Source organism: Rugamonas violacea, from assembly GCF_016461825.1.
GTDB lineage: Bacteria > Pseudomonadota > Gammaproteobacteria > Burkholderiales > Burkholderiaceae_D > Rugamonas.
Genome location: NZ_JAEMNU010000150.1, coordinates 80,238 through 92,842, shown reverse-complemented (window position 1 = coordinate 92,842; position 12,605 = coordinate 80,238). Strand labels below are relative to the sequence as shown.

The following is a 12,605-nucleotide window of genomic DNA, read 5'->3' as shown; positions in this document are numbered from 1 at the left end:
CACCTTTTTATCGGACTTGCCGCGCAGCGAACTGGTCTTCTTCGGCTTTTTTGCCAGTCCGTCCGACGACGGCGGCATGCTCGAATTCTCGCTATTCATGCCCAACTTTGCCTCGACCGCGTCCAGGCGCGCGAACAGCGCATCAATGAGCCAATCCTTGTCGGCATCGGACAACTTGGTCAGGTCGGGGCGCGGTGGTTTCGGTGGCATAGCGGAATGATGCTGGAAAGCCGCTTGGTTTACAACCCTTTATAGATGCGCTCGCTGCGGCTGAATAGTTACGTTCCATTCAAGTTTCTATTGGTACGTAACAACGGCATCGCGCTTGACGCTAAGCACGTGGACGACTATATTAATGACTTAAGAGTAAGTTAAATGAGCGACCCCATGTCAGCCCCGATAGAAACCAAGCCGCGCTGGGAGCGGCGCAAGGATGCGCGGCCGCAGGAATTGCTCGCCGCCGCGCTGGAGCAGTTCGTCGAGCGCGGCTACGCGGCCACCCGGCTGGAAGACGTGGCGCGCTGCGCCGGCGTGTCCAAGGGCACGCTGTACCTGTATTTCGAGAACAAGGAAGAATTGTTCAAGGCCGTCGTGCGCGAGAACATCGTCAGCCCGATCGGCGCGGCCGAGCAGGCCGTGGCCGACTACCAGGGCCACAGCGCTGAGCTGCTGCGCCTGATCATGATGACCTGGTGGGAGCAGGTCGGCGCCACCCGGCTGGCCGGCATCACCAAGCTGATGATGGCCGAGGCCAATCATTTCCCCGACCTGGCCCAGTTCTACAACGACGAGGTGGTGGCGCGCGGCAACGGCCTGATCTCCAAGGTGCTGCAGCGCGGCGTCGACCGCGGCGAGTTCCTGCCGCACGATCCGCTGGCAATGACCCCGATCCTGGTCGCGCCGGTCATCATGCTGATGATGTGGTCGCACGGCTTCCTGCCCTGCGACATGACCCATATCGACCCGGAAATCTATATGCGCGACTTCATCGCGCTGACGCTGCGCGGCTTGCTGCCGCCCGGCGCCGTCGCGCCGTGAGCGCCACGGCGCCCGCGCGGCGCGCCCCGGGTTGCCGATTTGGTACGTTCAACCCCTCCAAACTGCAGACTGTCGCAATTTCCCGCGATCCCGCCTGTTTCTCGTTAACATGTGCTTCCTGACCAGTTCAACGATAAAATGACGGATTATTCCTTACCCACCGAGTCATAAGATGAATATCGAACAAGCCCGCTTCAACATGATCGAACAGCAAATCCGCCCTTGGGACGTTCTGGACCCGGACGTGCTGGAGCTGCTGCTGGTGGTGAAGCGTGAGAACTATGTGCCGGCCGCCTACAAGAACCTGGCCTTCGTCGACAGCGAAATCGCGCTGCCGGGCGGCGAAGCCATGTTCACGCCGAAGTTGGAAGCGCGCCTGCTGCAGGACATCAATCTGAAGAAACACGAGAATGTGCTGGAAATCGGCACCGGCTCGGGTTACATGGCCGCATTGCTGGCGCACAAGGGCCGCCACGTCACCTCGGTGGAGGTGTCGGCGGAACTCAAGGCCTTGGCGGAAAAGAATTTGGCCGACAACGGCGTCAGCAACGTCAGCATCGAGCTGGGCAACGGCGCCCAGGGCTGGGGCAAGGGCGCGCCTTACGACGTGATCGTCGTCTCCGGCGGCCTGCCGGTGCTGCCGGACAGCTTCCTGCAACAACTCAAGGTGGGCGGCCGCCTGGTCGCCATCGTCGGCGCGGCGCCGGCCATGAAGGCCCAGCTGGTGACCCGCGTCAGCGAGTCGGCCTACGACACCAAGACCCTGTTCGAAACCGAAGTCAAACTGCTCAAGGACGCCACCACGCCCTCGCAGTTCAGCTTCTAAGTCGGTCCGCGCGCGCATGGAGCACATCACCGCCCCCGCGCTGGCCGACTGGCTGGCCGACGACACCCGCCCCGGCCCCTTCCTGCTCGACGTGCGGGAAAACTGGGAGTTCGAGACTTGCCGGATCGCCGGCTCGACCCTGATGCCGATGCAGACCATTCCGGCCCGCATCGACGATCTGGACGAGGACGCCAGCATCGTCTGCATCTGCCACCACGGCGCCCGCAGCCTGCAGGTGGCGGCCTTCCTCGAACGCCACGCGTTCGGCAAGGTCTACAACCTGACCGGCGGCATCCACGCCTGGGCGCTGCAGGTCGATGGCGCGATGCCGAAGTATTGACGCCGCAACATAGATTCGACGCGGTCGGCGACGCCCTGGCGGCGTCGCCGCGACAACCGGCGGCGCCGCGCGCGGCCGGCGATGGAACCCTGTTTTTTGATTTGATCAACTTTTTTTGACGACTCCAACGGAGAATGCAATGCAGAGACCCCTTATCGCCGTGCTGATCACCAGCGCCTTGTTGACGCTCAACGCACAGGCGGCCGACCTGCTTCAGGTGTACCAGCAAGCGCTCGCCAACGACGCCTCGTACGCCAGCGCCCGCGCTTCGCAGGCCGCCGGTCGGGAGCGGATCACGCAGGGCCGTTCCGGCCTGCTGCCGTCGGTGATCGCCAGCGGCGCCAACGCGCGCAACACGGGCGATTTCACGCCGGTCAACGTCGGCCAGCTGAGCACCGCGCCGGGCGCCGGCCTCGGCTTCATCACCGCGCGCGACACCGACAACCACACCAACCAGTACACCGTCTCGCTGGCCCAGCCGCTGTTCAACTGGAACAGCTGGCAGCAGTACCAGCAGAGCAAGCTGTCGCAGGCCGCCAGCGAGGCCGCCTTCGCCCAGTCGCAGCAAGACCTGATCACCCGCGTGGCGCAGGCCTACTTCGACGTGCTGACGGCGCAGGACAACCTGGGCTCGACCCAGGCGCAAAAGGTCGCCACGACCGAGCAGCTGGCCTCGGCCAAGCGCAACTTCGAGGTCGGCACGCAGACCATCACCGACACCCATGAAGCCCAGGCCGCCTACGACCTGGTGGTGGCGCAGGAGTTCGCCGCCATCAACGATCTGGACAACAAGCGCGCCGCGCTGCAGGTCATCATCGGCCAGGCGCCGGCCGCGCTGTCGCCGCTGCGCACCGGCGTGACCATCGCGCCGCCGCAACCGGCCGCCGTCGAACCCTGGGTCACCTCGGCCGAGGGACAGAACTTCGCCGTGGTCGGCGCCGAGTTGTCGCTGGAGATCGCCAAGCGCGAGATCGAGCGCAGCCGCTCCGGCCACTACCCGACCGCCAGCCTGGTGGCCAGCACCAGCCACGCCAACCAGACCGCCAGCGGCACGCAGAAGACCAATTCGATCGGCGTGAACTGGAGCATCCCCCTGTTCAGCGGCTTCGCCGTGACCAGCAAGGTGCGCGAAAGCATCGCGCTGGAGGACAAGGCCCGCAACGACCTGGAAGCCACCCGCCGCGCCGCCTCGCAGAGCGCGCGCCAGGCCTTCCTCGGCATGAACAGCGGCCTGGCCCAGGTCAAGGCGCTGGAGGCGGCCGAGCTGTCGAGCAAGTCCTCGCTGGAATCGAACAAGTTGGGTTACCAGGTCGGCGTGCGCATCAACATCGACGTGCTGAACGCGCAGAAGTTGCTGTACTCGACGCAGAAAGACCTGTCGAAGGCCCGCTACGACACCATCATGAACGGCCTGCGCCTGAAGTCGGCCGCCGGCACCCTGAAGGAAGAGGACCTGGCGCCGATCAACGCCCTGCTGGTGCGCTAAGCCGGCCACGCTCCGCGCGGAATGCAAAACACCGGCTCGACGCCGGTGTTTTTTTTCGTGCGGACGGCCGTCTACAGGCCGGCGCCGGCGCCGTCGAAGCGGCGTTCGATCAGTTCGATCTTGTAGCCGTCCGGATCGGTGACGAAGGCGATCACCGTCTGGCCGCCCTTGACCGGACCCGGCTCGCGGGTGATGTTGCCGCCGTTGGCGCGCACCGCCTCGCAGGCGGCGTAGATGTCCTCGCTGGAGATGGCCAGGTGGCCGTAGGCGCTACCCATCTCGTAGCTGTGCTGGCCGTAGTTGTAGGTCAGTTCCAGTTCGGCGTGCTCGGGGTTGGCGCCGTAGCCGAGGAAGGCCAGGGTGTACTGGTATTCCGGGTTGTCGCTGGTGCGCAGCAGCGTCATGCCCAGCACCTTGGTGTAGAAGTCGATCGAGCGTGGCAGGTCGCCGACCCGCAGCATGGTGTGCAGAATGCGCATATGAATCCTTGTTGGTCTTGGAGGGAAAACAGGATTTTAAGCGCTTTGCCGATTCCGTGCCGGGGCGGGCGGCCTGGCGGCCTAGTTGTCCAGCCGCGCGTCGAGCGTGATGTGGGTGTTGAGCAGCTTCGACACCGGGCAGCCCAGCTTGGCCTTCAGCGCCGCCTCCTCGAAGGTCTTCTGGTCGGCGCCGGGAATGTTGGCCACCAGGTTGAGATGCACCTCGGTGATCGAAAACCCGTCGTCGACCTTGTCCAGCGTGACGGTGGCGGTGGTCATCATGCTTTTCGGCGTGATGCCCGCCTCGCCCAGCTGGGCCGCCAGGGCCATGGTGAAGCAGCCGGCGTGGGCGGCGCCGATCAGCTCCTCCGGATTGGTGCCGGCGCCGAGTTCGAAGCGGGTGTGGAAGCCGTACTGCACGTTGTCGAGCACGCCGCTCTCGGTGGAAATTTTGCCGTTGCCGTCCTTCAGGCCACCGCTCCAGACTGCTGTTCCAGTGCGTTTCATGATGATCTCCCGTGTGGGTTGCGATGGGCCATCATGCGCCGCCAACTGCCGGGCTTCTGTACGTTCGCGCACGCAGCCCGCCGCATGGGCTTGTTTCCGCCGGCCTCAGCGCGCCGCCGGCGCGCTCGGCGCCACCCGCCAGACGACGTTGCCGACGTCGTCGGCCACCAGCAGGGCGCCGCTGGCGTCGACCGCCACGCCGACCGGCCGGCCGTGCGCCTTGCCGTCGCGGTCGAGGAAGCCGACCAGGAAGTCGCGCGGCGGCCCGGCCGGCTTGCCGTCCTTGAACGGCACGTAGACCACCTTGTAGCCGCTGTGCGGGCGCCGGTTCCACGAGCCGTGCTGGCCGACGAAGGCGCCGCCCCGGTAGCTGGGCGGGAACAGCTCGGCGTTGTAGAAGGCCAGGCCGAGCGAGGCGGTGTGCGCGCCCAGCGCGTAGTCGGGCGCGACGGCGCTGGCCACCAGCGCCGGATTGGCCGGCTTGGCGCGGCGGTCGACGTGCTGGCCGAAATAGCTGTAGGGCCAGCCGTAGAAGGCGCCGTCGCGCAGCGCCGTCATGTAGTCGGGCACCAGGTCGTCGCCCAGCTCGTCGCGTTCGTTAACCACCGTCCACATTGCCTTGCCGACCGGCTCCCACGCCAGGCCGACCGGATTGCGCAGTCCGCCGGCGTAGGGCCGCGCCGTGGCGCTGCCCAGCTCCAGCTGCCAGACGGCGGCGCGGCCCTGTTCCTGCTCGATGCCGTTCTCGCCGACGTTGCTGTTGGAGCCGACCGTCACGTAGAGGAACTTGCCGTCCGGGCTGGCGGCGATGTTCTTGGTCCAATGGTGGTTGAGCGGCCCGGCCGGCAGGTCCATCACCTTGACGCCGGCGGCGGCGATGCTGCTCTGCCCGCTCTGGTAGGGGAAGCGGACCACGGCGTCGGTGTTGGCGACGTAGAAGTCGTGGCCGACCAGGGCCATGCCGAACGGCGAATACAGCTTTTGCAGGAACACGTGGCGGCTCACCGCCTGGCCCTTGGCGTCGACGCCGCGCAGCAGCGTGATGCGGTCGGCCGAGTCGCCGGCGCTGCCGGCCTTCTTCATCTGCTGCTTCATGATGGCGCCCTTGATGCCGGCGTTGTCGTCCGGCTTGGGCGGCGCGTTGGTTTCGGCCACCAGCACGTCGCCGTTGGGCAGCACATACAACCAGCGCGGATGGTCCAGGCCGCGCGCGTAGGCGGTGACCTGGAAGCCGGCCGCCGGCACCGGCTTGGCGTCGTCCTGCCAGGGCGCGACGGGCGCCACGTTGATGGTCGGAAGCAGCGAGCGCTCCGGTTCCGGCAGCGCCGGCTGGGGGCCGAAGCCGGGCGCGTACTGGGCGGCGGCGGCGCCGGCCAGCAGCGCCAGCGTCAGGCCGAGCCCGGCATTGGCGCGGCCCGACGGCCATGCCGCCAAGTGAAGCCAAGCCAGCGGCGCAAATCGAGGGTCAGACCTTTTGGTCTGACCCTGGCCTTCCGCTGTTGGGTGGTTTACTAGCCGGTGGCGCGGCGAGCGTTTGCACGGACTGGGCATGGGGCGGCCGGCGCGTCAGTCGCGTTTGTCGCCGGGCAGCGGCTTGGCCTGGCCGGCGGACGCCGGGCGGACCGTCTCCACGCCCGGCGTGGCGTGCCGGTCGGTGTCGACCAGGCCTTGCTCGATGTCGCTGGCGGCCTGGCGGATCACCTCGCGTGGCTTGACCGGACGGCCCTCGGGCGTTTCATCGCGCTCGTGCGGCAGGCGCGTCTTGCCGTCGTCATGCATGGGTTTGCTGGTGTCGGTTTTGCTTTCCGTCAGGGTGGTGGCCATCGCATTCTCCTTGTGTGGGCAGACAGGCCATCTTAGCGCTTCACCAACAGTACCGGCGCCCGCTTGACGCAGGCCGCCGGGCGGCGCGGACTGGCGCGCTTACAACAGAGTCGTCAGCGGGCCGTTGCCCGACATGCATTTCTTTCGAGAAATCAGTTACTATTTCGGCCAGGACGGCACGCCGTCTGTTTTTTCGTCACGGCCATGGAAAGAGTAGCGCATTGAAACCAGATTCCCCCCACGAGCAGGCGCATCCGGCGCCGGTGTTTTGCCACAACTGCCAGGCGCCGACCAGCGGCAACTACTGCCAGAACTGCGGCCAGGAAACCCATTTGCATCCGGCCAGCGCGCGCGAGTTTTTGCACGAGTTTGTCGGCCATTACGTGGCGCTGGAGGGCAAGCTGTTGGGTACGCTGGGGCGCTTGTTGTTCCGCCCGGGTCTGCTGACCAACGAGTACGTGGCCGGGCGCCGGGTTCGTTTCGTCCAGCCGCTGCGGCTGTATTTGACGCTGAGCGTGTTGTTCTTCGCCCTGCTCAAGTTCACCCACGGCGGGACGATTCAGTTCCAGGGCGACGCCGAGCCGGCCATCGCGCAGACGGCGGCGGCGGCCAAGGGCGGCGACCAGCCGGCGCCGGCCGCCGGCGCGCCCGAGCATGCCGCGCCGGCGGCCAGGCAAGCGCAGGCGAGTGAGAAGATTGAGAAGAGTGGGGATTTCGACGGCGATATCGACGACGCCACCATCGCCCGCTGGACCGCCAAGGTGCCTGGCCTGAGCAAGCGATGGCAGCATTTCGAACACCTGTCCGGAGCTGAAAAGTCCAAAGTGTTCGGCGACAGCTTCTACCATTTCGCGCCCTACGCGATATTTTTGATGATGCCGATCTTCGCGCTGTACCTGAAGCTGTTGTACCTCGGCTCGGGCAAGCGCTACGGCGAACACTTGCTGTTCGCCCTGCACAGCAACGCCTTCGCCTTCATCGCGCTGGGCGCGATGTTCCTGATCGACCACGGCGGCGTCAACTTCCTGCTGTGGCTGTGGCTGCTGGCCTATCTACCGTGGGCGATGCGCCGGGTCTACCTGCGCGGCCGCCGCGCCACCGCCTGGCGCTGGCTGGTCTTGATGGCCGTCTACATGGTGACCATGGGCATCGGCCTGCTGCTGTCGATGGGCGCCGGCATCCTGACGGCGCACTGAGCGGCCGGCCGCTCCGGCCAGATCAGATCAGATCTTGCCGGACGGTTGCCACAGCTCGACCTTGTTGCCGTCCGGATCGATGAACCAGCCGAAGCGGCCGTAGTCGAAGGACTGGCTGTCGCCGACCAGTTCGGCGCCGGCGGCGGCGACCTGGGCCAGCGCGCCGTCGAGGTCGTCGACGATCAGGTTGAACATGAACTCGCGCTTGGACGGCGCGAAGTAGCCGGCGTCGACCTTGAACGGGCTGAACACCGTGCAACTGCCCTCCGGCAGCGCGGCCGGGAAGAAGGAGGCGTACTCCGACGACTCGGTCGGCAGGCCCAAATGGGTCTGATACCAGGCCAGCAAGGCCTTCGGATCCTTCGATTTAAAGAAAATACCACCTACGCCCAACGCTTTTGCCATCTTGTTCTCCTGTGAGTGTTGCCGCTTGCAGTCTGAGGCTGCCCGCACTATACTGGTTGCATATACAGTATTTCGACGCCTCCCCATGGAGGACTTGCGTACCGGCATCCGGTTTGCGCCTGGCATCGTCGTATAGCAGAAGCCCGCATTATGGGTTACTCTGCTGCGTGTTGCCAGCCCCGCCATCCTATATTGTTACCGAGATTTCTATGCCCGCCACGCATGCCATGTTCCAGACCATCGCGCTTGTCATACGCCAGAACACCGACGGCATCGAAGAGTCGGTCGACAGCGTCATCGACTTCCTCGAGCGCGCCGGCCACACCGTCGTGCTCGAGGAGCAGACGGCGGCCCACCTGGGCCGGCATGGCGTCGAGGTGCTCAACGCGGCCGGCATCGGCGCCCGCGCCGACGCCGCCATCGTCATGGGCGGCGACGGCACCATGCTGGGCATCGCGCGCCAGCTGGCGCCCTACGACGTGCCGCTGATCGGCATCAACCAGGGCCGCCTCGGCTTCATGACCGACATCCCGCTCGACAACATGCTCGACGTGCTGGCCAAGATCCTCGGCGGCAGTTACCAGGCCGAGCGCCGCACCCTGCTCGAAGGCAGCGTGCTGCGCGACGGCCAGGTGATCCACGTCGGCATGGCCGTCAACGACGTCGTCGTCGCGCGCGGCGCCGGCGCCGGCATGGCCGAACTGCGCGTCGAGGTCGACGGCCACTTCATGTACAACCAGCGCTCGGACGGCCTGATCATCGCCACGCCGACCGGCTCGACCGCCTACGCGCTGTCGGCCGGCGGGCCCTTGCTGCACCCCAGCCTGGGCGGCATCGTGCTGGTGCCGATCGCCCCGCACGCGCTGTCGAACCGGCCCATCGTGCTGCCCGACTCGAGCGAGATCGTGATCGAGATCGTCCGCGGCCGCGACATCAGCGTCAACTTCGACATGCAGACCTTCGCCAGCCTCGTGGCGCAGGACCGCATCGTCATCCGCCGCTCGCCGCACACCATCTCCTTCCTGCACCCGCACGACTGGAGCTACTACAACACGCTGCGCGAAAAGCTGCACTGGAACGAATATCCGTCCGGTGAAGGCAAGCTCAGCTAATTCAACCCCATCCGCCACCGCCCATGCTGCGTACACTGTCCATCCGCGATTTCGTCATTGTCGATTCGATTGAACTGGAATTTTCCGCCGGCTTTTCCGTGTTCACCGGCGAGACCGGCGCCGGCAAGTCCATCCTGATCGACGCGCTGACCCTGGCGCTGGGCGGCCGGGGCGACGCCAGCGTGGTGCGCGAGGGCGCCGCCAAGGCCGACATCACGGCCGATTTCGCCGTCGGCGCGGCGGCCGCGCATTGGCTGGCCGCCAACGAGTTCGCCGTCGACGAGGGCGGCGCGCTGCTGCGCCGGGTGATCGACAACGCCGGCCGCTCCAAGGCCTACATCAACGGCACCGCCGCCACGGCGGCCCAGTTGCGCGAGCTGGGCGACCTGCTGGTCGACATCCACGGCCAGCACGCCCACCAGTCGCTGCTGAAGACCGAGGCGCAACGCGCCCTGCTCGACAACCAGGCCGCCAGCAAGGACGCCGGCGCGGCCGGCGACGCCCGCGCCGTCGCCGCCGGCCACAAGGCCTGGCGCGCGCTGGCGCGCCAGCGCGAGGAGTTCGAAACCAACGCCGCCAACGTGCTGTACGAGCGCGAGCGCCTGGAGTGGCAGGTGGGCGAGCTGGAGAAGTTGGCCGTCAAGCCGGGCGAGTGGGCCGAGATCACCAACGAGCACAGCCGCCTGTCGCACGCCGCCAGCCTGCTCGAAGGCGCGCAGGAGGCGCTGGCCGTGATCTCCGAGGCGGACGACCATCCGGTGCTGTCGCAGTTGTCGGCGCTGAACCAGAAGCTGGGCAAGCTGGCCGGCATCGACAGCGGGCTGCGGGCGGTGGTCGACCTGATCGAGCCGGCCCGCATCCAGTTGCAGGAGGCGGTCTACGCGCTGAACGACTATCTGGACCGGGTCGAGCTCGATCCCGAGCGGCTGCGCCAGGTCGACGCCCGCATGGAGGTGATCCACAGCACGGCGCGCAAGTTCCGCGTCACGCCCGACGAGCTGCCCGAGGAGCACGCCAAGCTGGCCGGCAAGCTGCGCCAGATCGCCGACGCCAGCGACATCGACGGCCTGCGCCAGCAGGAGGGAAAACTGAAGGCCGCCTACATGGAGGTGGCGCAACGCCTGTCCGCCACGCGCGCCGTGGCGGCGCGCCAGCTGGGCGAGCAGGTGACGCGGGCCATGCAGGACCTCAACATGACGGGCGGCAGCTTCGAGGTGGCCCTGCACGCCGGCGAGCCCGGCAGTAGCGGCCTGGAGCAGGTCGAATTCATGGTCGCCGGCCACGCCGGCGTGGCGCCGCGTCCGCTGGCCAAGGTCGCCTCCGGCGGCGAGCTGGCGCGCATCGCCCTGGCCATCTCCGTCATCACCTCGAACGCCACCACCACGCCGACCCTGATCTTCGACGAGGTCGACAGCGGCATCGGCGGCGGCGTCGCCGAGGTGGTCGGCCGCCTGCTGCGCCGCCTCGGCCAGGAGCGCCAGGTGCTCTGCGTGACCCACCTGCCGCAGGTGGCCAGCCAGGCCGGCCACCACTTCCAGGTCGCCAAGCGCACCCTGGAAAGCGGCAAGACCGCCTCGCGCATCGACGTGCTCGACAGCAAAGCCCGGGTCGAGGAAGTGGCGCGCATGCTCGGCGGCCTGGAGATCACCGCCACCACCCGCAAGCACGCCCGCGAGCTGCTGGCCTCCTGACCCTCCCCCCCCGGGGGTCAGTGCCGACATTCGTACACGGGCTCGGCGGTAAAGGCGGTCGATGGCAGGGCGCTACGGTTGAGGTCGTGTCCGAATGTCGGCACTGACCCCGCCTGTTCGCCGGTTCGCCTGTTGTACGGCGGCGCGCAAGCTCTCTATAATGGCAGGCTGTTTCGTCCACCTCCCATCGGCCTCCATGTCCTTTCAAAAAGAACCTCCATATACGCACGGCAACGTCAGCCGCAGCGCCGTCGTGCTGGTCAACCTGGGCACGCCGGACGCGCCGACGCGCTCGGCGGTGCGGCGTTATCTGAAGGAGTTTCTGTCCGACCCGCGCGTGGTGGAAATTCCGCGCGCCGTCTGGTGGTGCATCCTCAACCTGATCATCCTGCCGTTCCGCTCCGGCCAGTCGGCCAAGAAGTACGCCTCGATCTGGAGCCGCGAGGGCTCGCCGCTGAAGGTGCACACCCAGCGGCAGGCCCAGGCGCTGTTCGGCGCGCTGGCCGAGCGCGGCCACGACGGCGTCACCGTCGCCATGGCGATGCGCTACGGCTCGCCGTCGCTGCCCGAGGTGCTGGCCAAGCTGAAGGTCGACGGCTGCGAGCGCGTCGCCATCCTGCCGGCCTATCCGCAGTATTCCGCCACCACCACCGGCTCGATCTACGACGCCGTGTTCGACCACTACCGCGCCGTGCGCAACCTGCCCGAGCTGCGCTTCGTGCGCGGCTACCACGACCACGAGGCCTACATCCGCGCGCTGGAGCATAGCGTGCTGGCCCACTGGGAGGCGCACGGCCGGCCGGACAAGCTGGTGCTGAGTTTCCACGGCGTGCCCAAGCGCACCCTGCTGCTGGGCGATCCCTACCATTGCGAGTGCCTGAAGACGGCGCGCCTGCTGGCGGCCCGCCTCAAGCTGACGCCGCAGCAATACGTGGTGACCTTCCAGTCGCGCTTCGGCAAGGCCGAGTGGTTGCAGCCCTACACCGCGCCGACCCTGCAGCAACTGGCGCGCGACGGCGTCAAGCGGGTCGACGTGATCTGCCCCGGCTTCACCAGCGACTGCCTGGAGACGCTGGAGGAGATCGCCATGGAGGCGCGCCACGACTTCGAGGCGGCCGGCGGCGCGCAGTTCCACTACATCGCCTGCCTGAACGACGCGCCCGACTGGATCGCCGGCCTGGCCGAGATCGCCGAACAGCACATGATAGGCTGGCCGACGATGATGACGCCGGCCCAGCGCGAGGCGCTCAAAAAGGACGCCGAACTGGGCCGCGAGGCGGCGCTGCGCCTGGGCGCCGGCGCCTGAGCCGGCGGCCCCGGCGCGACACCGCGCCGGGACGCGGGCGCGCCGCAGCCGACCGTGGCACGGCCGGAGGGCGGCGAAAAGCGGCGGGGATGTGGCGCGGCGGTCGCCGAGGCGTAATCAGCACTTGGCGTCGACGAGTGCCAGCCTGTTAAAATAGCTGGCTTGTAGGCTAGGGGATCAGCTCGGTGTAGCAGATCCACGCGGTCGCCAGCACGATGTAGGCGACGATGGATGCTGTGATCAGCGGCAACTTCATGGTATGCGCTCCCGGAAGAACAGCCTGTCAGGCCGTCTGGTTTCATCTTAGACGCTGCGGCGCAAATGTGAATCCCCCTTTGCTGAAGTTTTGTAACGATTGCGGAAAAGGCAAGCGCGTTGCGCGGGCTCCGGCGGCG

General features: G+C 67.1%; 14 protein-coding genes. 8 read left to right on the top strand and 6 right to left on the bottom strand.

The features are described from left to right. Nucleotides 1-210, bottom strand: a 210-nt coding sequence (locus tag H7U20_RS28190; RefSeq protein ID WP_233411147.1) for a DUF6444 domain-containing protein, incomplete at its 3' end; no start/stop codon positions are given. A 177-nt stretch (nucleotides 211-387) separates the two neighbouring features. Here H7U20_RS28190 and H7U20_RS28185 point away from each other — a divergent pair. From H7U20_RS28185 to H7U20_RS28170, 4 genes are all read left to right on the top strand, one after another. After that, nucleotides 388-1,038, top strand: coding sequence for a TetR/AcrR family transcriptional regulator (locus H7U20_RS28185; RefSeq protein WP_199762449.1), 651 nt, complete (start codon nucleotides 388-390; stop codon nucleotides 1,036-1,038). A 172-nt stretch (nucleotides 1,039-1,210) separates the two neighbouring features. After that, nucleotides 1,211-1,864, top strand: coding sequence for a protein-L-isoaspartate O-methyltransferase family protein (locus H7U20_RS28180; RefSeq protein WP_199762448.1), 654 nt, complete (start codon nucleotides 1,211-1,213; stop codon nucleotides 1,862-1,864). A 16-nt stretch (nucleotides 1,865-1,880) separates the two neighbouring features. Next, nucleotides 1,881-2,204, top strand: coding sequence for a rhodanese-like domain-containing protein (locus tag H7U20_RS28175; protein WP_199762447.1), 324 nt, complete (start codon nucleotides 1,881-1,883; stop codon nucleotides 2,202-2,204). Between the two features lie 139 nt (nucleotides 2,205-2,343). After that, complete coding sequence (locus H7U20_RS28170; RefSeq protein ID WP_199762446.1) at nucleotides 2,344-3,690, top strand: TolC family outer membrane protein; 1,347 nt, start codon at nucleotides 2,344-2,346, stop codon at nucleotides 3,688-3,690. Nucleotides 3,691-3,761: 71 nt separating this feature from the next. Here H7U20_RS28170 and gloA read toward each other — a convergent pair whose 3' ends face one another. From gloA to H7U20_RS28150, 4 genes are all read right to left on the bottom strand, one after another. Next, nucleotides 3,762-4,169 (bottom strand): lactoylglutathione lyase, encoded by a 408-nt coding sequence (gloA, locus tag H7U20_RS28165; protein WP_199762445.1) that lies wholly within the window; start codon nucleotides 4,167-4,169, stop codon nucleotides 3,762-3,764. An 81-nt stretch (nucleotides 4,170-4,250) separates the two neighbouring features. Beyond that, nucleotides 4,251-4,676, bottom strand: coding sequence for an OsmC family protein (locus H7U20_RS28160; RefSeq protein WP_233411146.1), 426 nt, complete (start codon nucleotides 4,674-4,676; stop codon nucleotides 4,251-4,253). Between the two features lie 105 nt (nucleotides 4,677-4,781). After that, complete coding sequence (locus H7U20_RS28155) at nucleotides 4,782-6,110, bottom strand: PQQ-dependent sugar dehydrogenase (protein ID WP_370593275.1); 1,329 nt, start codon at nucleotides 6,108-6,110, stop codon at nucleotides 4,782-4,784. A 132-nt stretch (nucleotides 6,111-6,242) separates the two neighbouring features. Beyond that, the gene (locus H7U20_RS28150) at nucleotides 6,243-6,500 is read right to left on the bottom strand and encodes a hypothetical protein (protein WP_199762443.1); all 258 of its coding nucleotides are present in this window, start codon (nucleotides 6,498-6,500) and stop codon (nucleotides 6,243-6,245) included. A 221-nt stretch (nucleotides 6,501-6,721) separates the two neighbouring features. On the opposite strand from H7U20_RS28150, the gene H7U20_RS28145 reads away from it, so the two are divergent. Next, nucleotides 6,722-7,696, top strand: a complete 975-nt coding sequence (locus tag H7U20_RS28145) for a DUF3667 domain-containing protein (RefSeq protein ID WP_199762442.1) — start codon at nucleotides 6,722-6,724, stop codon at nucleotides 7,694-7,696. Between the two features lie 27 nt (nucleotides 7,697-7,723). On the opposite strand, the gene H7U20_RS28140 is transcribed toward H7U20_RS28145, so the two are convergent. After that, nucleotides 7,724-8,101 carry a VOC family protein gene (locus H7U20_RS28140; protein WP_199762441.1) on the bottom strand — a complete coding sequence of 126 codons (378 nt, stop codon included), beginning with the start codon at nucleotides 8,099-8,101 and terminating at the stop codon, nucleotides 7,724-7,726. Nucleotides 8,102-8,310: 209 nt separating this feature from the next. Here H7U20_RS28140 and H7U20_RS28135 point away from each other — a divergent pair, with 209 nt between their 5' ends. The 3 genes from H7U20_RS28135 (at nucleotide 8,311) to hemH (ending at nucleotide 12,210) form a co-directional block, all read left to right on the top strand. Next, the gene (locus H7U20_RS28135) at nucleotides 8,311-9,213 is read left to right on the top strand and encodes an NAD kinase (RefSeq protein WP_199762440.1); all 903 of its coding nucleotides are present in this window, start codon (nucleotides 8,311-8,313) and stop codon (nucleotides 9,211-9,213) included. 23 nt (nucleotides 9,214-9,236) lie between these two features. Next, nucleotides 9,237-10,904 carry a DNA repair protein RecN gene (gene recN / locus H7U20_RS28130; protein WP_199762439.1) on the top strand — a complete coding sequence of 556 codons (1,668 nt, stop codon included), beginning with the start codon at nucleotides 9,237-9,239 and terminating at the stop codon, nucleotides 10,902-10,904. A 196-nt stretch (nucleotides 10,905-11,100) separates the two neighbouring features. Next, nucleotides 11,101-12,210, top strand: coding sequence for a ferrochelatase (hemH, locus tag H7U20_RS28125; RefSeq protein WP_199762438.1), 1,110 nt, complete (start codon nucleotides 11,101-11,103; stop codon nucleotides 12,208-12,210). Nucleotides 12,211-12,605 lie beyond the last annotated feature (395 nt).

What these genes read in the sequence shown, in the direction of transcription:
- H7U20_RS28135 (WP_199762440.1), top strand. Translation starts at nt 8,311, where the DNA reads ATGCCCGCCACGCATGCCATGTTCCAGACCATCGCGCTTGTCATACGC.
- H7U20_RS28185 (WP_199762449.1), top strand. Translation starts at nt 388, where the DNA reads ATGTCAGCCCCGATAGAAACCAAGCCGCGCTGGGAGCGGCGCAAGGAT.
- H7U20_RS28140 (WP_199762441.1), bottom strand. Translation starts at nt 8,101, where the DNA reads ATGGCAAAAGCGTTGGGCGTAGGTGGTATTTTCTTTAAATCGAAGGAT.
- recN (WP_199762439.1), top strand. Translation starts at nt 9,237, where the DNA reads ATGCTGCGTACACTGTCCATCCGCGATTTCGTCATTGTCGATTCGATT.
- H7U20_RS28150 (WP_199762443.1), bottom strand. Translation starts at nt 6,500, where the DNA reads ATGGCCACCACCCTGACGGAAAGCAAAACCGACACCAGCAAACCCATG.
- hemH (WP_199762438.1), top strand. Translation starts at nt 11,101, where the DNA reads ATGTCCTTTCAAAAAGAACCTCCATATACGCACGGCAACGTCAGCCGC.
- H7U20_RS28170 (WP_199762446.1), top strand. Translation starts at nt 2,344, where the DNA reads ATGCAGAGACCCCTTATCGCCGTGCTGATCACCAGCGCCTTGTTGACG.
- H7U20_RS28180 (WP_199762448.1), top strand. Translation starts at nt 1,211, where the DNA reads ATGAATATCGAACAAGCCCGCTTCAACATGATCGAACAGCAAATCCGC.
- gloA (WP_199762445.1), bottom strand. Translation starts at nt 4,169, where the DNA reads ATGCGCATTCTGCACACCATGCTGCGGGTCGGCGACCTGCCACGCTCG.
- H7U20_RS28160 (WP_233411146.1), bottom strand. Translation starts at nt 4,676, where the DNA reads ATGAAACGCACTGGAACAGCAGTCTGGAGCGGTGGCCTGAAGGACGGC.
- H7U20_RS28175 (WP_199762447.1), top strand. Translation starts at nt 1,881, where the DNA reads ATGGAGCACATCACCGCCCCCGCGCTGGCCGACTGGCTGGCCGACGAC.